Source organism: Kitasatospora sp. NPDC051164 (assembly GCF_044455625.1).
Taxonomy (GTDB): Bacteria; Actinomycetota; Actinomycetes; order Streptomycetales; family Streptomycetaceae; genus Kitasatospora.
Genome location: NZ_JBITFB010000005.1, coordinates 173,149 through 199,524 on the forward strand (window position 1 = coordinate 173,149; position 26,376 = coordinate 199,524).

Below are 26,376 nucleotides of genomic sequence, written 5' to 3' on the forward strand. Positions count from 1 at the left end.
CCTCTCGGTCGGGTGGGGTCCGGCACTGCGCGTCCCGCTACTCGTAGTCGTCGTCGGAGAGCGGGGGCGGGTCGTCCAGCCTGCCGTAGACGATCCACTGGCTCTCCGGCGGCACCGTCTCCTCCCCGCCGTCCATCGGCTGGTTCCACTGCACGGCCGGCGGGATGATCCTGATGGGCGTCCAGTACATCCCGCTGCCGAAGAGGATCTCCAGTTCCTCCGGGCTCTCCGAGATCGCCGGCAGGAAGGCTCCCCGGGTGTTCTCGGGCACGAGCAGGTGCATCTGGATCAGCCGGCTGTCGAAGGACGGGTGCAGGTGCTCGCCCACCGTGGCGGAGATGTAGGTGGGTTCATGGACGAACTCGCCGACCTGCAGTTCCGACGGGTGCTCCCAGTTGCCCACGAACGGCGCGCCCCGGCTCACCAGGAGCGGCGCCGTCACCGGGCAGAGCCCGATCGCCTCGTCGATGGCCGCGATGTGGTCCAGGATGGCCTGGCCGTTCGGCCGGGCGGCGATGTCCGCGTCCGGGTTCGTGTCCAGTTCCCACTGGGCTTCCTTGATCTGGTAGTACGAGAGCTCGTTGGCCGCGCTGCCGTCGCCGTCCTCGCTGGGCTGCGTGTAGAACTCCAGCGCGGCCTTGAGCTGAGGTTCCAGCTCCGCGACGAAGTCCGTCATCTGCTGCAGCGCGGTGTTCCGGACGGCGACCGCTTGCGGGTGCTGGGAGACCGTCATGTGGAACTCCAGCTGCGCGTACCGCACCTGGAAGTCGCGGGGCATCGCGGCGAAGTGGTTCTGGGCCAGCTGCCAGCCGCCGCTCTGCGCGAAGAAGGCCTCGGCGGCCTGGGTGGCGGTCGCACCGGCCTGCGGCCAGTTCGCCGGGTTGAGCCACCCTGCGGCCGGCGGCATGTGCTGGCCGACCGGCGGCGGAACGGCGCTGTTGTCCGAGTCCGACCCCACCGCGAGGTCGTTCAGCACGTTCGCGATGTCGTCGGCCGAGTGGTCGCTCGCCGAGTCGCCGTCGGTCGAGGAGTCGCTGTCGGTCGAGGAGTCGCTGTCGTCCGAGTGCTCGACCGCGTGCTCGACCGCGTACTCGGCGTCCGTGTGCTCGGCGTCCGCGGGTGTGCCCGCCTCCTCCGCGTCGGCGGCCAGCACCCGCTCCCGCATCCGTTCGACCTGGTCGAAGTACCGGTGGCTGGGCCAGTAGGCCTCGTTCGGGAGGAAGGTGACCTCTTGGGCGTAGACACCGGTCGCCGGGTCCAGGAGGACGTCCTCCACCAGCTCGACCCCCACGATGTACTGCGGGTCGATGCCGCCGGGGAACGCGACCTCGTCCTCCAGCTCGGCGAGGCCCGGGTGCTCCAGCGTGGCCCGGACGTCGATGCCGCCCGGCGCGTCGATCACGTAGCGGCGGTGCGTGCCCCAGTCCACGTGCTGGGCCCGGTCGGAGCGCGTGGTGCTCACGAAGGACGACGCCTCGTTGTTCCCCACGTAGTCCTGCAGGTCGACGTGGCGGTTCGCCTGCCTCGGCGCCAGCCCGTGCTCGAAGACCTGCTCGTAGTCCTCCATGCCCGGCCGCTGCCGCTCCCAGCGGTACAGGAGGCCGAGGTCGTGGCGCCACATCGGCGCGGTGCTCTGCTCGGCCAGCAGTTCGGTCAGGTTGACGTCCCGGCTGGTCGCGATGGGTGGGTTGGGCAGCTCCCGGCCTACCAGCGCGTCCTGTTGCGGTGGCACCGCGTACCGGGGCGGTTCGAGGCCGGGATCCATCCGGACGCCCTGGGCGCCGAGGACCTCGGCCAGCAGGCGGTACTCGGGCTCCTGCGGCTGCCCGTCCTGGTGGTGGACCGCCTGGGGCTGCACCTGGTGGACCAGGTTCCCGTCCACGTCGTAGTGGTACTCCCCGCCGTCCGGGTAGTACTGGATCTCACCTCCGTGAGCGGGGTAGTGGATCTGCGTGTGGTCGGGGAAGACATGGGTCTCCGAACCGTCCGAGTAGCGGTGGACCTCACGGTCCTGGTGCTGCTCGGACGCCACCAGGACGACCTGCTCCTGGCCGTCGGCGTGCCCGGCGTGGTCGCCGTACTCGCCGTTCCACATGTTGTCCAGCGCGTCATCCGGGTGCCGCGGCCCGGCGCCCCGGTCGCCGGGCGGGCGGGCGGACAGGGGTCCGGACGGCGGTGTCGCGCCCGGGCTGTCGCCGGCGGGGTCCGGGTGGAAGGTCCGGAACAGCCCGGCCGATCCGTCCGGGGCGGCCTTGACGTACAGCCTGGCGGTCGACGGACCGTCGGGGCCGGCGGGCCTGCCGCTGACGCCGGTGCGGCCGGTCGGGGCGTGGACGGTCAGTCCGGTCTGCCGGGCGACAGCCTGGGCGTGCTCGGCGGACTCGCAGCTGAGCAGCGTGATCGAGGCCGGCTTGCCGTTGACCGTGTCGGGCGCGTCGGCGGCCTTCCGGGCCAGGTCGGCGAGCTTGCGCTTGAGCAGCCCGCCGACCTCGGTGCCGCTGACGCCGTGGGCCTTGGTGCCGTCGGCCAGCGGGAGGTCGAACCCGTGCGGTCCCGCGTGGGCGGCGAAGAAGTAGGTGTGCTCCCCGTCCCACGGCACCCGCTGGGGCGTACCGGGGACAAGGCCGTCGGCCGCGCGGGGTACGAAGGTTGTGACCTCGCTCAGCTCGGGGTAGAGCTGGGCCCTGGACGCCCAGTCGGCGTCGTCGAACAGGGCCTGTCCGCGTTCCTGACCGGAGGCGTCGGTGATCGGGTGCGTGCGCAGCTGTCCGTCGGGAACGGTCCGGCCGTCGTTCAGCCGTACTCCGCCGGACGGCGGTGCGGGCTGCTCGGTGTGGTCGGTGCCGGCGCCCGGCCGCCGGGCCGGGGCTTCGGTGGCGGTGTTGTCCGACTCCTCGGCGGGCACCTCCCTCGCCCTGAGCCGGACGTAGGTGACGCCGTCGTCCGTCCGGGTGGACGTGCGCTCGATGACCTGCATCCGGGCGCCGGGCAGGAAGAGGACCTCGTCCTCCTCCATGTGCGAGGAGAACGGCGCGATGTCGCGGCCGTTGAGGCCCGTCGCGTCCAGTTCCAGCAGGACCCGGTACTCGTCCTCGCCGTCGTACTTCTTCATGAAGCCCAGCGAGGTGCCCTCGTTGGTGCTGAAGCTCGCGAACGTCCGGTGCCGGATGACGTCGCCGCCGTACTCCGGACCGGGAGGCCGGCCGGTCGGCTTCGACGGGTCCTCCAGCGTGCCGTCGCCGCGGAACAGCTTCCCCTGCGCCGCGGGCAGCAGCTTCAGGGCGTCCGCCAGCAGGTCGCTGTGCAGCATCATCTCCCGCTGGATGACCGCCAGTTGCTCATCGCTCAGGGAGTCGGCGAGGCGCCACGGGTCGGTCCGCTCCTCCATGCCCTCGGCCAGCTGCGTCGTGATCGACCGCGGCAGGGCGGTGCCCTCGTCCCCGTAGCGCTTGGCGATCAGCGCCGCGATCTTTCCCCGGAGCGCGGGCAGGGCAGCGGGGCCCGGGTTCTTCAACAGCACGTTCATCAGTGAGTAGGCCGGCCCGGTGTAGGTGTACAGCGCCACGAAGTGGGCGTGGCCGAGCAGGTCGGTCACGGCCTTGGGGTTCTCGACGCCGTTGCGGGTCATCCAGTCCTGGTAGGCCTTCACGCCGGGCGCGGGGGCGGGCTCAGTCTCCGCCAGCATGTCCCGGCGGTTCGCCGTCTCCTGGAGGACCGCCTCGTCGACCTCCTTCGAGGTCAGGGCCCACTCCAGGTAGGTCCGCTCGTGCGGCAGCCCGACCGTGAGCGTCTCCGGCGCGGGGTGTTCGGACGTCGGCCCGATCGGCCCCTCCCAGCCCTCCACCGGCGGGCGCAGCTCGAACAGCGGCACCCCCGGCAGGTTCCGGTACAGCTCGGCGCCGTCGGCGTATCTGTGGTCGGGGAACGCCCCGGTGAGCCGCATGCCCGCCACCACCTCGTGCAGCGAGTGCTCGCCGCCCGTCAGCAGGGACGCGTACAGGGCCCGCGCGAACGGCTCGTGCCCGGTTCCGCCGAGCCGCAGGTACGCGTGCATGGCGTCGGCCGCGGCCCGGGACACCCCGGAGACCGTCCGGATGCCCCGGCCCGCGAGGTCGGCGTGCCAGGCGGCGTCGGCCTGCGGGACCTCGGGGCGGCCGGCCGTGAACCGCGGGTCGCCGGCGGCCCGCTCCCGGAACGCCTGCATCACCTCGTGCAGGCTCCCGTTGGCGACCAGGTCGGCGTACTCCGCCGTGCCGCTCTCCTCGGCCAGCTTCCGCAGCGCCTCGCGGGCCTCGTGGAGCGCCCGGGGGTCGCTCGCCGTCCACTCCCCGAGCTGCCGCTCGAAGTCCTCCGTGTGGTGCCGGTACCGCGGCTCGTCGAAGACCGCGTGCCGTACGGCCACTGCCGTGGGTGGCGGCTGCGGGTCGAGGTGCAGCGCGGAGAAGGAGGACGCGACGTCGTGGAGCTGCTGCTGGTCGGGGACCGGTCCGCCGGTCTCCGACTCCGCGACGGAATGCTCCCCGGTGGCGTGCTGCTGGTCGGGGACCAAGGTGTCGGCGCCGAACTTCACCGCGCCGGCGAGCGGGCCGCGCACGCGGTGCTCCTGGACGGTCGGGTACTCGGCCCTGCCGTCGTCGCCCGCCAGGTAGGCGCCGAGCAGTTCGGTCGGGGTGTTCCTGGCGATGCGCAGCCAGTTGCCGCCGGGGACGATCACCGGACGGCCGCTCGCCGTCACGCCGACGCCGGAGGAGACCACCAGGTGGCCCGGTCGACCGGTGTCCACGGTGCCGTCCGGATGGCGCGCCTGGGCGAACCAGACCCGGCCGTCGGCGGCGTAGGCCACCGCCTCGGTCAGGCCGCCGTCCCACACGTACTGCATGACCTCGCGAACGTACTCCTGGTCCGGCCGGGAGTTGAGGTCGCAGCCCACGAAGCGCAGCGGCTTCACGCCGTCCCAGGCGTCGTCGGCGCGGAGCTTGAGCAGCCCGCGCGCGATGTCCGCGGGCGCGACGGTGACGTGGTCCAGCACCGGCACGCCGTCGGAGGTGTGCATGGCGAGGGTGAGGTAGTCGTCCGCGTGCGGGAAGTGCGGGAACACCGACTCGGTGAGCGCGCGCCAGTCGTCGCCCCGGGCGCCCACCCAGTAGAAGTCGGGCCGGTCCAGCGGGAGCAGTTCGGAGGCCGGGGCGTTCCCGGGGTCGCGCCAGGCGTGCTCCAGCGCGGCGACGGTCACCGCGTGGCCCGGGCGCTTGAGCCCGTCGACCAGCGTGACCAGGTGTTCCAGGTCGGCCGCCGCGACCTCGTCGCCGTTCGACCCGCGCAGCTTCCGGACGTAGTCCTCCAGGTGCGTCCGGGTGACCGGGTGGCCCGTCGGCACGGACAGGGCCTCGCGGACCAGGTCGGCGGTGCGGCGCACGCGGGTCAGACCGTCCAGGGTGATCCGGTCCGCGCCCCGCAGCTCCTGGGCGAGCTTCGCGGTGTGCCAGGCGTTCGTGCTCGCCTCGCGGCGGGCCGCCTCGCCCGACAGCAGCTCGGTGAACCGGCCGGGGAGCGGGCGCCGGTGGTCCGCGCCGATGTGCTCGGCCAGCGGCCACAGGTCCTCGTGGGTGCGCAGCTTCGGGATGTTGGACAGCTCGGCCAGCGTCTCGTGCAGCCGCAGGTCCTCGGTGGTCGCCTTCGGGAACGCCTCCGGTGCGGACCGCTCGGTGAGGTCGATCCGCTCGTAGCTCTGCCGGGAAGCCGGGTCGTAGACGATCTTCCGGGCGGTGAGGTCGAAGGTGCTGCCCGGGCGGATCAGGACCTCGTCCTCGCCCTGCTTCTCCGAGAACGGCTGGATGTCGAAGGCGCTGCCGCCGCCGTCCACCGCGTAGTGGACCAGGGCGGGGTGGGTGATCGCGAGCTGCTCGCGGGTCTGCATGAAGTTCCGCGCGACCCGTTCGCTGGTGCTGGTGCTGACGAAGTCGCGGTTGCGGTAGGTCGAACCCGCGTAGGTGGGCGACAGCCGGCTGCCGAGCGAGTTCAGCGGGCCCACCACCCGCTCCCCGCGCCAGAGTTCCCCGCTCCACGTGGGCAGCTTGGCCAGCGCCTCGTCCAGCAGCTCGGTGTGCACGAGGAGCTCGCGCTCGATCCTGGGGAGCTGCTGCTTCACGGCGGGCCGCAGGGCCGCCCAGTCCTCGTCGGAGCGGTCGCGTGGCGCCCGGCTGAGCAGCGGCGCGAGCACCGGGTCGTGCCTGAGGATGGACGGCAGGAGGCTCGGGTGCCGGTTGTCCAGCAGCTGGTTGATCTGGTACTCCAGCGCGGTCCGCCGGCTGAGCGGACCGAACCGCAGCATCACGTTGATCAGCGCGTGCGTGGGACCGCTGTAGAACGCCAGCGCGTCGAAGTGTGCGGGGGTCAGCCGGTCGAGCACCTCGTGCGCGGTCAGATGGTTACGGTCCAGCCAGTCGACCACTCGCTGCGAGACCTCGGACTCGCCGTCCCGGACGGCCTCGAACGCGGCCCGGTTCGCGGCCGAGGCCCTCCTCGTCGGCTCGTCGGACCAGCCGCCCTCGGCGCGCGGCTTGGCGAGCAGCTCGTGGTACGCCGCCTCGTGCGGCAGCATGCCGTACTCGCCGAGCTCGGCACGGACCCGGTGCTGCGGGATGCCCGGGACGTGCTGGTACATCGAGGACACGTCGCCCAGCGCGTGCGTCGGGATCGGGGGCAGCTCGCCCACCAGTTGCGCGCCCTTGAGGATCTCGTACAGCGAGTGGTCGCCCAGCGGCAGCATCCAGCCGGTCAGGGCCAGCAGCATGTCCTGCGGTTCGCTGTCCTGGACCTTGAGCAGCCGGAAGCCGTTCAGCATCTTCGCCGTGGTGGCCGAGTTGCCGGTGCTGACCGGCATGTTCTTGCCGAGGTGGGTGTCGCCGTACCAGGCGGACTTCTCGTTGACGGTGTTGAGTGAGCGGCCGGACTTCCAGGCCAGCGGCCCCGCGCCGCCGTCGTGCCCCTGGAACGCCAGTTCCCTGGTGCTCAGCGGCATGCCGCGCTCGGCCAGGTGCGTCGCCGTCAGGTCGTTCAGCGGCACCTCGCGCGGCTGCCGGGCCTTCAGGCTGGCCAGGTACTCCGCGCCGGCCTTGAGCGGCTCCGCGCCCTGCTTGATGACGGTGCCGGTGCCGAAGTGGTCCTTGGTGAACATCGACTCCAGGCCGGGCACCTTCCCGAGGAACGCGCGCAGACCGCCGTTGAGGAAGTCCGCCTGGGTCTTCAGTACGCGCAGGTCCAGGCCCATCGCCTCGGCGCGGGCGGAGTCCCCGGTCTCCAGCAGTGCCTGCAGCACCTTCTTCAGGCCGTGGTCGGAGTCGTTGACGTAGGCCGCGTTGTAGAAGGCGGTCATCAGTTCGCGGGTGTTGCCGGTGCGCATCATCGTCTGGAACTCGGCCAGGGTGAGGTCCACACCGACCTGACCGGCGGAGCTCTTCTCGTCCTTGAGGAAGACCTTGTAGAGCTCGCCCTCGGCGACCGTCGGGTGGGCGGCCCGCAAGGCGTCGTAGAGCCGCTGTACGGCGTTGCGGGCCGCGGCCTGCGCCTTGGGGTGGCCGTAGGCGAGGGCGCCCAGCTTGGCCTCGAAGGCCACCGCCCGCCGCTTGTGCTCCGGGGTGGCGTGGAGCGCGTGCTTGGGACCGGTGCCCAGGGGCTGCAGTCCACGGCGATCGGTGATCGGGTGGTCCGGCGTGACCTCGGCCAGCGGATGCGGGTCGTGCAGCTGCGGGCCGTGGACGGCGACGACCTGGACGACGGGACCGTGCGCGCCAGCGCCGTCGTTCACCGGCGCGGCGTTCTCGTGCGGGGGCGCGGCGTTCTCGTGCTGCGGCCCGGTGGGCGGGGTCTCGCCGTTGCGGGGCACCCGGAGGTGCAGCCATTCGCCGCCCGGTTCCACCCGGGGCCGGCCGCCGGCGTCCCAGCCGACGTCCCGGCTGACCACCAGGTGCGTACGGCCCTGGTGCGAGGCCACCCAGAGCTTGCCGTTGGTGACGAACGCGTCCAGTTCCGCGTCCGGGAGCCGTTCGCGCAGTGAGGTCAGCACCTGCTCGACGTAGGCGCGGGCGTCGCAGGCGGCGAACCGCAGCGGCCGCCCGTCCCACTCCCCACTGCGGTGGAGCTCGGCCAGCCGGTCGGCCAGGGCGTCCGGGTGCAGGGTCCCGCCGTTCCAGCCGGGCGCCCCGTCCTCGGTGACGGCGTGGTAGGCGATGGTGAAGTAACGCGGGTCGTCCTGGATCCGGCGCACGTTCCGCTCGGCCTGCTCGCGCGTGGCGGGACCGGCCGTCGGGTCGTGCAGCACGTGCACGCCGCCGTCGTGGTGCGGGGTCAGCGCGCGGGCCACCTGGACCGCGAGCGGGAGGGCCTGCGGCAGGGCGTGGCCGCCGGGGTGTTCGGGCGTGAACTGCGTCCAGTGATCGGCGGGTGAGAGGCCGAGGGTGGTGTGGGCGTGCGGGATCTCCAGCTCGATCGGCACCAGACCGGCCGCCGACCGGTCGCCGCCGAGCTGCCGCACCACGGTGGTGTCGCCGTTGCGGAGGTCCAGTTCGACCTTGACGTAGCCGGTGTAACGGGCCATCGGGGTGGCCGCCTTGGCGTTGGCCACGGTGCGGCCACCGGCCTCGGTGACCATGCCCAGACGCTGCCGGTGGGTGCCCCCGCCCAGCACCGAGGCGGTGCCCTCGACCTTGCCCCCGAGGTCGCCCTGGGCACCGGCCTGCGCCCGGACGTTCCACTGCCGCCCGGTCAGCTGCGTGCTCCGGTGTCCGCCGCCCGACTCGTTCGCCGGGCTGAGCGCCGCCGCGGCGTTGTCCCCGTGGTACTCCAGCTGGACGAGGGACAGCCGGACGGTCACCTCGGCGTCGTCGACGAACCAGCGCCGGCCGACCGACGGGGTGGCGACCGGCCTCTGCTGTCCGGCCGGCCCGGTCGCCGGGGCCAGCAGCGAGGAGAGCTGGGCGTGGCTCAGGCCCGCGGTGACCATGGGCTCCAGCCGCTTCCAGGTGCCCTCGCCGAAGAACCGCGGGCCCTCGATCCGGAGCAGGCTCCGCAGGCCCGAGGTGTCGCCGGCCCAGCGCAGCACGTCCCCCGGGCGCAGGCCGGAGGTGAACACCTCGGCCGGCGGCACCCGCAGCTCCCGCGCGGCGACCACGCCCTGCCGCCGCCCCCGCAGGGTGGGTCCGTCGGCGGCGCGGTCGCGTTCGGTCAGCACGTCGGCGTGGATGACGGTCTCCGAGACCGTACGGCGCAGCCGCCACTGCGGGACGACGGCGTTCCCGGCCTCGGTCAGGCTGTGGACGGTCGCGCGCAGCCCGGACCGCGGCGGCTGGACGGGGGTCGGCACCGGCCTCCCGTCGCCGGGCAGTTGCAGCGCGGGCCGGCGCTCCATCACCATCGACAGCCGGATGTCGGCCCGGTGCGCCTCGGCCGCGACCTTGGACTTGACGGCCGTTCCGGTCACCAGGACGTCCCGGCGGTGCTCCAGCGTGTCCTGCCGGCGGGTGTGGGTGACGCCGCCGCCGGCCACCACGGCCACGCCGGTGCCCAGCGGGTCGGTCGTCGCCAGCACGGTGACGCCGACCGAGTTCGCGTGCCCGCTGCCGGAGTTGGTGCCGACCTCGGAGCTGGTGAAGGCGGTCTGCGCGCCGGCGCCGATGTTGAACTCGACCTGGGCGGCGTCGCCGGACTTGGTGATCCGGTCCACCGAGGCGGTGATCCGCACGGTGCTGCGGCCGTGCGTCAGGACGATCTCATGGCCGGAGGTCATCGGCTTCAGCAGCGGGTGCAGCCGGTCGAAGTCGAGGGCTTCGAGGAGCTTGGCCTTCATCCCCGTCCAGTCCCGGCCGAGGACCGCCTTGCCCCGGTTCTCCAGGCTCGCGACCACCCGGGAGACCGCGCCCGGCCCGCTGTGCACCAGGCCGTTCCCGGGGTCGAGGAGGACCCGGGTGACGATGTCGGAGGAGCCGATCCGCTGGTCCGGCAGGTGCCGGACGGGCGGGCCGTCGTTCACCGGCGGCCGGACCACCTCGCGGTGCGGCGCGGCGATCACGACGGGTGCCGCAACGGTGGTCCCGGCGAGCGACCGCTGGAGCGGGCCGGGGACGAACCGGATCGTGAACGCGGCGTCGCCGTCGAAGAGTTCGGCTGTCTCGGTGCTCTTGCCGCGGCTGTTGGTGCCGCCGGTGCGCTCGATGGTGAGGCCCCGGACGCTGTCCCGGGTGTGGGCGTACTCGCCGGTGACGCTCACGTGCGGGACGGTGCCCTTGAGCGAGAGGCCGCCGCGCCAGCGGCTCATCCGGTCCCAGCTGTAGCCGATCGTGGTGCGCTGCTGGCTGCCGAGCTCGAACTCGAACCCGTTCACCGTGCGCCGGTGCCGCAGGGCCAGCGGGGCGACGGTGACCTCCACCGTGCCCTTCCAGTTCCCGGTGTCCACGGACAGCTTGATCCCGCCACCCCGGCTGAGCCGGGACAGCGAGGCGGTCAGGCCGGCCGTGTCGAGCTGCGCGGCGAGCCGGGCCGAGGCCCGGGCGCCCACCGGGCCGGCCGTGGCGAGAACACGCTCGACCTCGCCCAGCACGCTCGGGCCACGCCGGCCGACGCTCAGCACCACGTCGGAGTGGCCGAGCCGGTCGGGGACGCGCAGGTGCGCGGGGGGCTGCCCGGTGGCCTGCGGCCGGACCGGCGGCTGCGGCTGCGCCTCGTCCAGGCGCGGGGGCGCCGCCCCGTCGAAGGGGTTGGCGATGACCCGGCTGTTACGGGCCCGGGGCTCGGTGTGCGCCTGCTCCATGCTCAACGAGGCGTCCAGCCGGACCGGGTCGCCGTGCGGCTTCCCGTTCACCGTCAGGTGCAGCTCGAAGGTCGCGTCATAGAGCACCTGGGCGCTGCGGTACTTGCCGTTCGCGTAGCTCTTGGCCGAGTCGCCGCCCCGCCAGCCGTCCCGGTCGCGCACCTCGTGGGTGACCGTGGCGGTGCCCTGGAGCGAGTCCTGGAACGGCTTGCCGTTCTCGTCCAGGACGTTCTCCCGGGTGTGCACCGGCCCCTTGCCGAAGCCCTGCGCCGTGATGTTGCGGCTGTCGGAGTTCAGGAACCGCTGCGACGCGAAGGTGGTGCTCTCCCGGACCGGGTTGAGGTCCGCCGAGTCCTGCTCCCGACGGTAGGTCAGCGTGGTGACGTGCGCGGTGACACCGATGCCCAGCTTGCTCAGCGTGCCGAGCGTGACCGCCGGGGTCCGCAGCGGGACGTCGTGCGTCATGCCGACCAGGTGGGCGCCGACGGCGGCCTGCGAGAACGCCCGCAGGACGTCCTGCCGGACCGCGCGCCAGGCCTTCTCGCCCAGCTGGACACGGCCGATCTCGTCCAGCCGCGCGTGCAGCGGGGCGACGCTGTGCACGTCGCGGACGACCGTGGTGACGGGCAGCCCGGTGTACCCGGCCGCGCCGGGCCAGATGCCGGTCGGCGGGTGCGGGACCGGGGTGCCGGGCGGCAGCGCCGTGGACTCCTGGTGCTCGACGGGACCCGCCTGCCCCTGGCCGGTGTGGTCCTGGCCCGCCTGCTCCTGGCCGGTGTGGACGGGGGCCTGGACGGTCTCCGAGCGGTCGACGACCACCCGGAACCCGAGCCCCGCGTCGACCGAGCGGGCCTGGACCGGCCGCAGCCCGCTGCGGCGGGCGCCGAACCCGATCTCGATCCGCGCCTCGCCCTCGAACACCACCGCCGTGGACTTGACCTTGGTGCCCAGCCCCAGGTCGTCGCCCCCACCGTGCAGCCCGACCTTCTCCCGGCCGGTCCTGGCACCCGCGCCGGCTCCGCCGCCGCCGTTCTTGGCCGAGCCGGTCGCGCTGAGCGGCAGCGGGAACTGCCACCCCGAGCTCCTGGTGTTCTGCTCGACGTGCGTGCGGGAGGTGCCGGTGGCGATGTTGAACTCGGTGGTCGGCAGGTCCGCCGTCTGCCCGATCCGGTGGATCCGGGCGTTCTTCAGGGTGAGGGCGGCCGTGGGACCGAGGGGGCCGTCCAGCTCGATGGTGCGGGTCTCGCCCGACATCAGCGCCTTGAGGTCCTGGTGCAGCGTGCTGAGGTCGACCTCCTCGAGCAGCTTGGCCTTCAGCGCGGGCCAGTCGCCGCCGAAGTGCTCGGCCGCCTGCTCCTCGAAGCCGGCGATGAACTCGGTCATGCCCTTGGCGCCGGGCCGGGGCGCGTTCAGCTCGTTGAGCTGGACCCCGTCCGCGGTCACGACGGGCGCCTCCCGGTGCGGCAGCGCCCAGACGTCGGTGACGACGTGCGGGCCCGCCAGCCGCCCGCCCTCGCGCGAGCCGGGCGGCGGCAGCAGCAGCGGTCCGTCGAGCGGCCGCGGCGCACCGGTCTCCCGGAGCGGGACGGCGACCCGGGCCGTCACGTCCACCGGCCCGATCCGCTGCGGCAGTGCCTCGCGGGGCACCTCGGCGCCGTGATGGGTGAGGCTCAGGAAATCCACCGTCAGGCGGAACTCGGTGTCGTAGAGGACGGCGGTCTCCACCGTCTTGCCGCGGGCCACCATCCGACTGGCCTGCGCGTCGGTCATCCCCTGCTGCCGGCCGTGCTGGTAGCCGGCGGTCTCGGTGAGGTCGGCGGGCTTGCCGAACTTGAACTTGCCCTGGGCGCCGACGTTCAGCTGCCAGAGCCGGTCCTTGGTCACGCCGACCGAGGTCTGCCGCTCCGATCCGTACTCGAACTCGAAGTTCTCGGCCGTCCGGACGAAGGTGCCGTGGCCGAGCCCGGCCGCCATCCGCACGGTGCCGGACCAGCTGCCCACCGAGAACGGCACGTCCCACTGCTCGCCCCGGGACAGCGCCGTCAACTTGGCCTGGAGCGTCTCCGCGCCGAACAGGCTCTCGGCGAGCGTCCTGGCCGCCGGCTCCTCGCCGTGCAGCACCCGGCTGAACCGCCGGGTGAGCCGGTCGAGGATCTGCGTACGGGTGCCGCCGAGCCCGATCAGCACGTCCGAGGCAGCCAGGCCGTGCTCGTCGATCCGCGGCGGACGGACCGGCGTCACCGGGCCCTGCACGACATGCTCGTCGTCCGCGTCCACCACGACGTGCCCGGGCTGCAGCACGTCCTCACCGGTGTGCACGGACGCGTCGTCGTGGTGCGACGCGACGTCCTCGTGCACCACCTCGTTCCCGTCGTGGTGCGGCTGGACGTCGTTGCGGGCGAACTTCAGGTCGCCGGACAGTTCCGTGACGACCTGGTCGTGCTCGACCTGCTGGTAGCCGCTCGCGGACAGGTCGAGCACGTCGTTCTCCCGCGGGAGGTTGGCCCCCGGGGCGTAGGGGTGGATCTCGAGCCACCTGCCGCTCCCCTTGGCGATCACCGGGAATCCGTTGGCGTCGAACCCCACCTTGGCCGCCGCCACGAAGGCCCGGCCACCGGTCGGCTGGAGCGGATCGCCGGCGTGCTGCGCCGGGACGGGCGCGAACCAGACATCCTGCCTGGCGGCCCGGATCTTGATGTCCATGCCCGCGTCGTGAAGCTCCTTCTGAAGGGACCGCAGGTACCCGCCGCTGTCGGCCTCGGCGAGGCGGCACGCGTCGAACTCGATGTTCTTCGTGCCGTCCCAGTGCCCGTCCCGCCGGAGCGACTGGATCATGGCGCCCATGTCCGCGGGGGTGATCCGGTATCCGCCGACGGTGGGGTACGCCTCGTGGTCGGTGTGCACGACGATCCTGAACCAGTCCTTCGACGTGCTGAGGAACCCGAACTCCGGCAGCGCACTGCCGTCCAGCACCCATCCGTGCGTACCGCCGTCACCGTCGACGAGCGGCCGGCCGGGGTCGGACCAGTGCGGAACGGTCATGAGGAGCGGCACGGAGTGCGTCGGCGCACCGGCCCCGGCGGCGTTCCCTGCGGGCGGGCCCGCGTTCTGCTGCGCCGCGTCCTGCTGCGGGTCCGCTCCGGCCTGGTCCAGCGCGGCGTGGTCGGCCCAGAAGCCCGCCTCGGTCTTGCCGCCGCCGACCGGCAGGGTGTGAAGCGCCGGACCGACGATGCTGCCCTCGTCCACCTCGTCGACCGTGAACTGGGTGGCCTCGCTGTCGAAGTAGGCAGCCGTGTTCTCCGGGGACGCGCCGTACTTCAGCCGGAACCACGTACCGGGGTTGGCGTACACCGTGTCCCCGGCTGCGTTGCGACCGGCCCGCTCGGCGGCGACGACGTGCCAGGTCCCGAAGGCCGTCCGGACGAGCCAGACCTTTCCCCGCGCCGCGAACACGGTGATCCGGTGGTCCATCCGCCACAGGTGCTCGAGGACCTGTTCGGTGAACGGCCGGTGGCCGTCCGCGTGCAGGTCCGTCGCCAACAGGCGCAACGGTGTGCGGGCGGGGTCCCACCCGCCCTCGGTCGTCAGCGCGTAGACGGCGTGCGCGACGTCGGCCGGAGTCAGTGGGGAACCCTTCAGCCGGGGCAGACCGTCAACGGTCGGCATCAGGACGCTGAAGTGGTCCCCCTCGAACTCGCTCGCCCTCAGGGCCCGAACGACGGCCTCGTGGTTCGGGGAGTGCTCACCGAGCACGTGCACGGCCCGTCCGACCGGCTCGGTGGTGACCAGGTTCGCCGCGCCCCAGACCCTCCGGAGCTGCTCCATCGCCGCGCGGTGGTCGGTGTACGTGACGTCCCGGGCGACCGCCACCAGTCGGCGGAGATCGCGCTTGTGCGTCTCGGCGTTCTGGGTCACCTGCAAGGAGAAGCGGTGCAGGTCCTCCAGGGTGACCCGGTGGTCGGGCCGGAGGCGGAGTTCGGTGCGGGCGAGCGTCGCGACCAGCGACACGTCGGTGAGTTCCGCGCGGCTGGTACCGGCCGTCCCGTGCAGGGTGGCGACGATCCTGGCCGTGTCCCAAGCGTGTTCGGTCGCCCGCTGGACCAGGACCGGATCGGGCGTGCCGGCCCCGGCACCCTCGGCGCCCGGCATTCCCAGGTGGGCGCCGATCGCCTTCGCCAGCGGCCACAGGTCACGGGCGTACCGGACGTCGGTCCCGTTGCCGAGGCGGGCCAGCTCGGACCTCAGCTCCTCGTGGAGCTTCCGGGGCCACTCGGGCGACCCCTCCGACCACTCGAACGGTCGCGGTGCCCCGGTCTCCACCTGGTCGATCCGCTCGTACGGTCCGGTGTACGAGGATCCCCTGCCGATGTGCGTGGACGTGAAGACCGCTCCCGGTTTGACCAGGATCTCCTGTTCCTCGAGCAGGAAGCGGGAGAACGGCGTGATGTCGACACCGCTCTCCCCGGCCAGTCGGATCCGGCGGAGGACACGGTGGGCCAGCCAGTACTTGGCGAGGTCCCGGTCGGGCAGCAGGAACCTCTCCGCCGTCTCGATTAGTCGGCTGGTGCTGAGCAGCGCCGCGCTGCTCTGCGTGCGTCCGGCCCTGGCCCGGAGCAGTCTCTCCAGGCCCTCCAGCCGGCCGGGCGCCCACTCGCCGCGATAGACGACCCCGGTCGCGCCCGGCAGCTTGTCCAGCGCCTCCACGATCATCTCGGCGTGGATCCGGAATTCCGTCTTCAGGGCCGGAAGCATCGCCATCGCCATCGCGGAGACCCGCGCGGACTCCTCGGCCGTCCGTGCCTGCGGACCGCTCGCGAGCAACGGCCCGAGGACCCGGTCGTCCCGGAAGATCGAGGGGAGGCTGTCCACCGGCCCCTTCAGCAGATTGTCGATCTGCTTGCCGAGCGCCTGGTCCAGTGTCACCGCGCCGTCGTGCTTGAGCAGCACGTTGATCAGCGGGTACGCCGTCCCGGTGTAGATGTTGAGGGCCTCGACGTGGGCCAGGCTCAGCCGGGCACGGAGCTGGGCGGGCGTCAGCCCGATGGTGCCCAGCCACTCCCGCTCGTGCGGGAGGAGGTTGGCACCGTTGCCCGCCGTCATGCGCGCCCACACCACGGCCACCTGGTCCAGTTCCGCCTCCTTGTACCCCCCTTGATCGCGCGGCCGGGCGACCAGGTCGTGGTAGGCCGACTCGTGCGGGAGCATCACGGACGCCTGGCGCAGCGTGCCCTCGGGCAGGCCGGGCACGTGCCGGTACATGACGGCCGCCTCGGTCAGCGAGTCGGCGGGCACGGGCGGGAGCTCCTGGGCGAGGTCGGCCCCCTTGAGGATCTCGTAGAGCGTGTGGTCGCCGAGCGGCAGCATCCAGCCGACCAGGGCCAGCAGCATGTCGTCGGGGGAGACCTCGGGGACCTTCAGCGCCTGGAACGCGGTGAGCATCTTGGCCGTCGTGGCCGACAGACCGACACTGAGGTGCAGTCCCTTGTCGTTGCGGGTCTCCCCGTACCACGCCGACGAGGTGTTGAGCTCGTACCGGGAGCTGCCCGTCACCCAGTGGAGGCCGCCGGTCGGACCGGTCACCTGGAAGCTGAGCTCGCGCGGGCTCAGCGGCATGTCCCTGTTGATCGCCACCGCGTCCACCGGGATCGGGACCGGGCGCTCCTTACGGGCTTTGGCGCTGGTCAGGAACTCCATCTGCTCCATGTACGGGGCCTTGTGGAAGGTCGCTCCCGTGGCGAAGTAGTCCCTGGCGAAGTAGCTGGCCTTCATGACCGTGGAGGGCATCCACCGGCTCGGACTGTTGAGGAACTCCAGCCGCTCCGGCACCTGGGAGGTGTCCAGGCCGAGCATGCGCAGTTGGTAGCCGACCTCCGCCGCCGGGCGGTCGGCCAGGTCGTTCAGCAGGTGTTTGAGGGAGAGCGGGGCCGTGTCCTTGTTCCCTTGGGCATAGGAGGCGTTGAAGAACGCGGTCATCAGCTCACGGAGGTTGCCGTCGTCCGCGAGCATCGAGTGGAACTGGTCCAGGGTGAGGTTCTCGCCGACCTGCCCCGCCGAGGTGACGTCCCCGCCCAGGAAGACCTTGTACACCCGCTCACCGGTCGGGTCGCCGTGCGCGAGCTTCAGCACGTCGTACAGCCGGTACACACTGCTGCGCGCGGCCCTCAGGGCCCTCGGGTCATCGTAGGCGAGCTTGCCGACGGCCTCCTCGAACCTCCGCACGGCGGCGTCGTACTCGGGCCTCGCGTACAGACCCTGCCGTCCGACGCCGAACTCGTGGGCCTCCGGGTCCGGCTTGACGATCGGGTGCTGCGGCTCCGGGTGCTCGGGGGCCGGGTGCTCGGAGGCCGGGTGCTCGGGGGCCGGGTGCTCGGGGGCCGTCGGCATCGGAGCGGACTCCTCGCCGGGGTGGCCCTTGACGTGGGTGACCTGCACCTCGGCGTGGTCCGGCGAGGCGGACAGCCGCACCCAGGACCCGCCGCCCTCGACCCGCGGGAGTCCGGCCGCGTCGAAGCCGACCGCGCGGGCGACCACCAGCCGGTGCGTGCCGTCGGCCTTCTCGCGGTCCGGCCGCGACCAGAGCGAGCCGCCCGGCGCGTCCACCTGGACCTTCAGCTCGGGCCGCAGCTCCCGCAGCGCGCCGACGAAGCGGGCGGCGTAGGAGTCCGCGCCGCCCCGGCCCGCGTCGCAGCCGGCCAGCCGCAGCGGACGGCCGTCCCAGACACCCCGGTCGTACAGGTCGAGGGCGGCCCCGGCGAGCTCGTGCGGCGTGACCGGCCGGCCGTTCCGGCTCGGCGCGCCGTCGGGGCCGGTGCCGTGGAACGCGAGGGTGAAGTGGGTGGTGTCGGCCGGGAAGTGGGCGAGCGCCCGTTCGGTGGCCCGGGGCGCCGGCCCGAGGTCGGCCACCCAGTGCACGCCGGGCCGGACCTCGGTGATGTGCACGGCGTCGGCGGACTCGTGCGGGGCGACCGGACCGTGGACGCCGGTCGGCAGCACGACGGGCGACTCGACGTGCTCGGCCGGCGCGGGGGTGTCGTCGGAGGTGCGGCCGACCGTGCGGACCGGCTCGGCGGGGGCGAGGGGCTCCTGGGTCTCGCTCGTGGTGCGGGGCTCGTTCCCCTCGTACGCGGGGTCGTTCTCCTCGCGCGGTTCGGCGTCCTCGCGGGTCTCCGGGCGCTCGCGGGTCTCCGGGCGCTCGCGGCGCCCGCCGCCGGACGCGCGCTGGACCGGCGCCAGGACGTCGAGGATCTCGTCGACGTCGCGCTCGCGGCCGCGGTCCTCTTCCGCCTCGTCGAGCCGGGGCTCCTCGGCCCGGGGCTCGTCGTCGCGGAGTTCCTCGGGCCGGGTCTCCTCGTCGGCCCGCGGCTCCTCCGGTCGGGACTCCTCGCGGCGGGCGAAGGCGTCCTCGTGGGTGCGCTCGTGGGTGCGCCAGGAGACCTCGTCCAGGTGGGCGAGCTTCCACAGCTCGCGGTAGCGGTCGAAGAACTCGTCGCCGTACTCGCGCTTGAGCGCGGCGGCCCGGTCCTCGGCGAGGACGTGCGGCCGGGCCAGGTCGTCGAAGCCCCGGGCGGCCTCCCGGAGGGCGGGCGCGACCTCCCGTTCGAAGGCGGCGTGCTCGGCCAGTTCCCCGGCCAGCTCGTCCTGGCGCCGGCGCCATTCGTCCCGGCGGGCCGTCAGGTCCTCGCGGGTGCGGAACACCTCGTCGAAGGCGCGGCCGGTCCGGTCGGCGTGGCCCTCGGCCAGCCGCTCGGCGGCGTGCTCCGACAGGCCGCCGCCGGTCCGGGCCGCGACGTCGGCGGTGGTCTGCGCCACGCGGTGGGAGGCCTCCCGGACGGCCCGGTACATCAGCAGGTCGCGGACGTTGCCGGGGTCGGTGAGTCCGTCGATCGTGCGCCGCAGGACGTCCGGGCGGTCGGCGTACTCGGTGACCTCGCGGTCCAGGGCCTCGGCGAGGTCCCGGGTGACGTCCTCCTTCGCCCGGTGGACGTCCCCGGCGGTGACGCCGTACTGCTCGGCGAGTGCGCTGTCCTCCGGCTTCAGGTGCCAGGACCCGGCCGCCTGCTCCGCCTCGGCGAAGGCCCGGCGGATCGCCGCCTCGCGGGCCGCGTGCACGGCGAACTCGTGGGGCAGGCCGCTGACGTGGCCGCCCAGGGCGAGGCCGAACAGCTCGACGGCCTCGGCCCGTTCGCGGCGGCGTCCGGCGGAGGGGTCGAGGGGGCCGGCGATCTCGGTGAAGTCCTGGGTGACCCGCTCGCGAAGCTGCTCCTTGACCGAGGTGACGGCGGCGTCGGACAGCTTCACCGGCCCGGTCGCCCCGGCGGCGGCCAGCAGGTCGCGGTCGGTCGCCGACAGCCGCTCGTACCAGCCGGAGTCCCGCAGCGCCCGGTCGACCAGCCGGTCGGCCTCGGCGAGGGCGCGTTCCCGGTCGGCGCGAACCGCGAGTTCCTCGCGCAGGTTCCCGGTGAGCCGGTCCAGGGCGTCCCGCGCCCGGCCCGTGGCCTCCTCGACGACGTCCTCGGTCCGCCGGCCCGGGCCGGCGCCCTCCGCGGGGGCCTGCGCCGGGTCGGCGAGGTCCTCCGGCCGGGCGTAGAGCCGGGCGGCCTCGTCCTCGGCCCGCTGGAGGAACCCGCCCTCGGAGTCCGTCCGGATCCTGCCCAGACCGGCCTCCGGGATCCGGCCCGGCTCGTGGGTGGGCCGGGTGCCGTCGCCGATGAGCCGCTGCGCGCCGAGGGAGTCCACCGCGTGGTCGAAGCGCTCGCGGGCCATCCGGACGAAGGCCTCCCGGACGGCCGCGACGCGCACCAGGCCGTCGAGGTCGGCGAAGATCCGCTCGCGCTGCTGCGGCCGCTCCGCCAGTTCCCGGTACATCAGGGCCCTGGCCCTGCGGAGCACCGCGGCGGGCAGGTCGGCCGGGGCGTGCTCGGGGAAGCGCACGGAGCCCTCGGCGAACTGCTCGGCCAGCCGCGCCTCCGCGGCCTCGTCGTGGGCGTGGCCGGCGTCGTCGGGGTCCTTCCGGTGCTGCTCGGCCGCGTCGGAGAGCTTGGTCTCGTACGCGTCCTGGAGGTCCCGCTGGGTCTGCCGCCACTGCGCCGCGCGTTCGCCGTCCGCCTCGGCGCGGATGTGCTCGGGCGCGTCGGCGTAGTGGTACGCGTGGCCGGACGCGGTCCGGTCCGACGACGGCGCGGAGCCGTGCGGCGGCGGCGCCTGCTCGGACAGCGGCTCCTCGCCGAACCGCCCGGTGTGTGGCATCGGCACGGCGACCTCGCCCGAGCCGTAGTGCTCCGGCAGCTTCGAGGGCGTCGTGGTTGAGAGCAGCAGGGGCTCCCCGGCGGGCCCCCCGGTGGACGGCTTCGTCCCGGCGTTCGTGTTGGTGTACTCGTGCCAGTTGCCGCCGCCCTCGACGACCGGGCGGCCCAGGGCGTCGAAGCCGACCTTGCGGGCGACGACCAGGTGGCCGGTACCGAGGCCCTGCTCCCTCATGGTCTTCGGGCCGCTGAAGCCGGGCACCACCCAGACCGGCCCGTCGGCGGCCCGTGCCTTCAGGCCGGTCAGTCCGTCGACCTGCCAGACGTGCTCCATCACCTCGGCGACGAAGTTGACGTGGTCCGCGCCGTCGAGGCCGCACGCGACGAAGTCGAGAACCTGCCCGTCCTGGAACTGCCCGTGCTTACCGAGGTCGACGACGGCGTCGGCCACCTCCTTCGGCGTCAGCTCGACACCGTCGCGGGTGGGCAGGCCGTCCGCGTTGGTGTGCATCACCAGGCTGTAGTGGGAGGCGTCGTCGGGCCGTTGCCGGAGGGCGTGCAGGGCGGCGTCGGACGGCGGGTCGCCGATCACCCAGGCCCGGCGGTCCTCCTGGGACAGCGGACGGCCGTGCGTCGAGGCCGCGCCGTAGTCGGGGGCGGGCACGTGCTGCGTGGTGGAGTAGTGGGACGCCACGTGGGTGGTGGCCGGGGTGACGTCGCCGGTCTTGTCGCCCTGGGCGGTGTGGTCGCCGCCCAGGATGGTCCGCTGCTGCCCGGCGTCCGGCTCCTCGTGGACGACGGGCTCCTGGTGGGCCTGCCCCTGGTGCTCGCCGGTCGTCGGCACGTGGGTCGGTGCGGGCACGTCCGGCGAGGGGGTCGTGGCGTGCGCGGGGGCCGGCACGGGCACGGCGCCCTCGTCCTCCACCGGCCGCTTCGGTGCGGTGTCCCCGCCGCCGACCGTCGCGCTCCGCTTCGGGGGCTCCGGCGTGGAGGCGTCGGAGGTCTTCGGCGGGCCCGAGGCGTTCTTCGCCCCGTCCTCGCCGCCCGTCGTCCTGGCCCGGCTGCCCGCCGGGGGCTCCGCCGTCGACTTGTTCGCGCTGTTCCCGGACGACGTGGACGAGCCGTCCGAGTCCGTCCTGAGGTGCTCCGGCCGGTTGCCGCCGAGCGGACCGGTGCCGTAGTCCCCGTCCCCGAAGAAGATCCCCTTCGGCGGCCCGCCGGCGAGCCCCCCTCCCTCCGGACGGGAGACCCACAGCGAGGTCGGGTGGCCCATCAGGGTGGACACCACGGCCAGCGGGAAGCGCGCGTAGTTGGGGAGTTCCAGGTCCTGCAGCCTGAGCCGCAGCGGGCCGCCGGCCATGTGGCCGAGGTGGCCGAGCGCCCCCATCGCGACGCCGCCGTAGAAGCTTTCGACGGAGACGGTGAACTTGTGGTCCTCGCCGAACGTCAGGTTGTAGGTGCCTTCGCTGAGGACGTTCTGGACGCCGCCCTTGAGCCAGCCGCCGATGCCCTCGCCGAACCGGTAGAGGAACTGCCCGGCGGTCTGCGGGTGCAGGCCGTCCATCAGGCTCACCGCGCGCCGGGCGAGGTCCTGGGTGGCCTTGACGGTGTCCGTGAGGTGCCGTGCCTCCGCCTTGAGGAAGTCCAGGTGCTTCGTCTCGCTCTCCAGCACGCTGCCGCTGAGGTGCTTGAGCTCGTTCTGCATCTTCCCGATCTGCTTGGTGAGGCCTTCCAGGGCCTTGAGGTCGACCATCCCCGCGGTCTCGACCAGCGTCCTCGCCAGCTTGTTGAACGCTCCGAGGTCGATGGCGTGGCGGGCCCCGTCGGCGGCGAGCCGGGAGGCGATCAACCGTCCCGCGGCATTGGCGAGTTCCGCGTCGATACCCTGCTGGAGGAGGTGCTGCTCGAAGGTCTTCCCCATCTCCTGGGAGAGCTTCTCCACCTTGCTGAGCTTCTGCGCCACGTTCTCGACGGCTTCGCGGCCGGCGCCGATGACGCTCTTCTCGCCGCTCTCGACGAAGCCCTGCCGGACGTGGTCCGCGATCTCCCCGAGGGCGTTCCGCTCGGCGTTCTTCGCGCTGTTCTTGGCGGCGTCCTTCGCTGAGTTCTTCGCCACGTTCTTCGCCGCGTCCTTGGCGGCGTTCTTCGCGATGTCCTTCTCGACGATCTTGAGGGCGTCCTTGAGGCTCAGCGACGACGTGTTCCGCATGAGCTTGAGGACCTGGTTCAGCTCGGCCGTGCCCAGCGTCTTCAGCTCGTTCTTGAACTCGGACCCGGCCAGCATCTTGAGGTCGGCCTGGAGGTTCTTGCTGAGGCCGCGTCCGAAGATCCGCCCGAAGAGCTTGCCTGCGCCGAAGGTGAGCAGTTCCAGCGGGCCGGTGAGCAGGCCGTTGATCGCGCCCATCTCGATGGCCTGGATGAAGGACTCCTTCTCCCACTTGTCCTTGTGGCCCTGGCCGATCTGGATGCCCTGGATGATGCCGTCCATCAGCATGGCGGTGGTGATGGACAGGAACTCGTGCAGCAGGAGCTGCTTGAACAGCCAGATGAAGACCTGCTTGATCACTTCGCCCGCGACCTTGTAGGCGACAAAGATCTCCGCGAGCGAGCCGCCGAAGGTGATCGGCAGCATGGCGATGGCCCAGGCGATCTGGGCCACCAGCTGGATCAGCTGGGCGATGATCATCCACTTGGCGTACTCGACCTGGTTGGCCACCTTGTGCGCGAACTCGCCGAGCTGCTTGGCCATCATGCCCGCGGCCGTGACGTAGTCGGTGCCGCCGTCCTCCCCGATGAGCTGGCGCATCTTCCGCATGAACTCGTCGGCCGCCTGGCCCTCGAAGCTGTCGCGGCAGATGTTGACGAGTTCGACCAGGTAGCCGCGGAGCTCGGGGATCTTCTCGTTGATCAGCAGGTAGTCGTCGCCCGCCGTGCGCAGGTTGTCCTCGTTCGCCTCCGGCCACTTCATCCCGGTCACGATGCTGAAGAACTTCGCCAGGCCCGGCGGCAGCATGATCGACACGGCGGTGGACTCCTGGCGGTGGTCGTACGGAAGAAGGGAGGTGCCCGGCCGCACGGCGGGCCGGACGGCGCGTCAGACCGAGTTCCCGGCCTCGTGGTCGGCGTCGTTGAGGATGTTGGCGGTGTTCGTCCCACCGGTCCCGGCGCTCTCGACGGTGCTCCGCACGCTCTTGAGCAGCTTGATGATCGACTCGGTGGGTGCGTCGACGTTCTCGTGGTACTTCTTGCCGATCTCGTCGTTGCCTGCCGATTCCTTGTTGTACAGGTTGATCTGCCCGGTCCAGGTCTCAATGTCCGTGAACAGGTCGGCGAGCTGGGGATACTTGCCGAACTTGTCCTTCAGGTCCGACAGCGCGGTCAGCTTCTCAGCCACGGAACTCCTCCTGCCGGTCGCGCTTGCGCCGCTCCTCCGCCGCCGCGTCCTCGGCGAAGCCGGGGCGCATCTGCCGCAACGGGGCAAAGAGTCCGTCCAGTTCGGTGCCGCCGGTCATCGAGGCCGCCAGGGTCTCACCGAGGCCCTTGAACTCGCCCATCGTCGCGGCCACCCGGTCGCCGAGGTCGGCCCGCGCGGTGTTCAGCACGTCGGTGAGCACCTTGGCGAGCTGGGCCGGAGCCATCGACCGGTAGGCGGTGGTGTGGAAGGTCAGCGACTCCACCTGTCCCTGGGCGCCCACCACCGCGGTGACCATCCGGTCCTTGGACGTCACCGAGGCGGTCGCCACCTCCAGTTCCTTGACCGCCGCGGCCATCTTGACCTGCTGCTCCTCCAGAGCGGCCATCGCCTGTTCGATCTGTTCGGCGAACGAGAGTTCCACTCCCGCACCTCCGTCTCTTCCCGAGGGTGCGGTCCCGGGCCCGGGGATGTCGGGCCCGGGACCACACCGGTCCATCCATGGGGTCGTACGGTCATCTCTACGGCTGCGCCCGGCCGCCGGGTTCGACGCCGGCCGACCGGGTCCCGCCCGACACGCGCTCAGCGGCCGATGACCCCCGTCACCGCGCCCGAGTCGGTGCCCCAGACCTCCTCGTCCTCGGACAGCCAGGTGGTGCGCTGCCGCTCCTTCTCGCCCTGGCCACCCGCGCCCGCACCCGCACCGGCGCCGGCACCCATCGGAGGCATCATCGGGCCGCCCATGCCGCCGGTGGTCGACATACCGCGACCCATCAGCTGGGCCTCGTCGGCCGCGGCGGCGGCTGCGGCCCGCCCGGCGGCGGCGCGCCCGGACAGGGCCGCCTCCTCGGCCAGCGCGGCGCCGCCGTTCGCGGCGCCCAGCGTGGCCATCCGCCCGCCGATCCCGATCGTCGGCGGACCCGAGGCACTGATGCCGCCGGTGGTCCGGGGGCCGGAGAGGCCCGAGCCGCCGGTCTTGCCGAAGGACTCCCCGAACAGGTCGGTGCCGCCCTTGAAGGAGCCCGAGCCGCCGGCACCGCCCAGACCGCTCGTACCGAAGGAGAAGTCGCTGCCGAAGGAGGGCGGCAGGCTGGCCCAGCTGCCACCCCCGCCGCTGCCGCCGGAGGTACCGCCGGGCCGCCCGGTGTGGGCACGCGACTGGTCGTTCAACAGCTGTTCGAACTGCGAGATCGGCTGCCCGTTGGCGTTGCGGACCGTGCCGTCCTTGTCGATCGTGTCGTCCTTGCCGAGCACCACCGGATAGCCGTTCGCGTCCTTCAGCAGAGCGCCGCCGGGATCGGTGACCGTGCCGTCCTCGTTCTTCTTCGAGCCGGGGGGCACCGTGAACGGCGCGCCGAGGCCGCCGCCGGTCTGGGTCTGGGTCGGCTTGCCGACGGTCGTTCCCGGCGGCACGTGCCGCGGCTTGCCGTCCGCACCCAGCAGGGGCTTGCCGTCGGGACCGATCAGCTCGCCCTTGGCGTTGACCGTGGTGCCGGGCGGCACGTACTGCGGCTTGCCGTCCTTGCCCAGGAGCGGCTTGCCGTCCTTGCCGAGCAGCGGCGCCTGGCTGCCACCTCCGCCGCCGTTCCCGTTGTTGCCCCCGATCCCGGTGAACGAGCCCGGCACGTGCGTGGGCGGGGGCGGGGGCGGGGTGGCGCCCTTGGTCCCCGGCGGCTTCTTGTCGCCCGAGCCGCCGAGACCCAGGTCACCGCCCTTGCCGTCACCGCCCTTGCCGTCACCCCCGGCGCCGGACGATCCCGGCGGGGGCTTCGGGCCGCCGTCCGGGGCGGTCGGCGGCTTGTCGGCGGGCAGCCACTTCTTCGGCGGGTCGACCTTCTGCAGGACAGCGGTGGCGTGGGAGTAGGCCGTCTTGAGCGCGGTCATCGCCTCGGCCGAGTACTTGTCCAGGGTGATCTCGATCCAGGTCGTCCAGATCTTCTTGGACAACTCCTCCAACCACTGTTTGAAGGCGTCGTTGTCGCTCGGCAGCACCTGCCCGCCGGTGAAGGAGGCGGTGTTGTTGTCCACCATCGTCGGGACCAGGCCGGCCGTCGCCACCGCGAACGCGGCGTGGACGCATGCGTGCGGCCAGGAGAACGAGGCATCGTCCTCCTTGAGGGTCCACTTCGTCGCGAACAGGTTCTCGCCTCCCGTGACCCGCCAGGCGTTGTAACCCTCGTACATCTTGCGGTGCGCGGTACGCATCGCCTCCGCGACGGCGTCCAGGGCACTCGCCATGGCGTCCGTCGTCCCGAGGTCGAGGTGCAGCTTGATGAACTCGTTCCGCGTACCGATCAGGACTTCCTTGAACCGGCCGGCCGCGCTCCCCTGGAAGTCGCTGCCCGCGCCGTCGACCTCGTCCGCCCAGGTCTGGATTCTCTGCTGCTGGTTCCCCACCCAGAGGTTCGCGGCGCGGATGACCGTTGCCGCGTCGTTGAAGCTCTGGGCGCTCGTCCGGTCGTTCCTGCGGTCGCCCCACAGGAGCGGCGCCAGGATCTCGTCCGCGTTGGCCTCGAAATGCCCGAGCGGCGTGCTGGTGTCACCTGCGGGTGGCTTGAGCTGCCAGAAATCCCAGTCGACCGTGACACCAACGATCGTGCTCCACGGGCTCGTGGTGTTGTACACCCACTCGGCCCACATGTCGTAGCCCGCCCAGTCGCCCTTCTTGGTGGCCTTCCTCTCGTCATTGCCGCTCTTCATGCCCGTACGGACCTCGATCCCGGTGATCCACGGCTGAGCCATCGCCGCGTCCCGGTTCGTGATCGTTGCCTGCGTCGAGCTCGCGAAGGCCGCCAGGGCGTCTTCCCATGGGTAATGCTTCGGATCTGCCATGGCGTCCTCCGGGAGGCATCGGAACGGGAACGGAAGGGGACGGCGCCTTACCCGCCGTCGGACGGGCGGTCAGGCCCGCCCGACGG

The 26,376-nt window shown here is 72.6% G+C and carries 4 protein-coding genes; all 4 read right to left on the reverse strand.

The features are described from left to right. Positions 1 to 37: 37 nt before the first annotated feature. The 4 genes from ACIBEC_RS09925 to ACIBEC_RS09940 all read right to left on the reverse strand — a co-directional run bounded on the left by ACIBEC_RS09925 (position 38) and on the right by ACIBEC_RS09940 (position 26,290). The gene (locus tag ACIBEC_RS09925) at positions 38 to 23,059 is read right to left on the reverse strand and encodes an ADP-ribosyltransferase (protein WP_360494173.1); all 23,022 of its coding nucleotides are present in this window, start codon (positions 23,057 to 23,059) and stop codon (positions 38 to 40) included. 81 nt (positions 23,060 to 23,140) lie between these two features. After that, positions 23,141 to 23,440, reverse strand: a complete 300-nt coding sequence (locus ACIBEC_RS09930) for a hypothetical protein (RefSeq protein WP_360493909.1) — start codon at positions 23,438 to 23,440, stop codon at positions 23,141 to 23,143. Continuing rightward, positions 23,433 to 23,882: a YbaB/EbfC family nucleoid-associated protein gene (locus ACIBEC_RS09935; RefSeq protein WP_360493906.1), complete on the reverse strand. Its 450-nt coding sequence runs from the start codon at positions 23,880 to 23,882 to the stop codon at positions 23,433 to 23,435. Before ACIBEC_RS09935 ends, ACIBEC_RS09930 begins: the two co-directional genes overlap by 8 nt. Positions 23,883 to 24,040: 158 nt before the next feature. Then, positions 24,041 to 26,290: a hypothetical protein gene (locus ACIBEC_RS09940; RefSeq protein WP_396287840.1), complete on the reverse strand. Its 2,250-nt coding sequence runs from the start codon at positions 26,288 to 26,290 to the stop codon at positions 24,041 to 24,043. Positions 26,291 to 26,376: the final 86 nt, after the last annotated feature.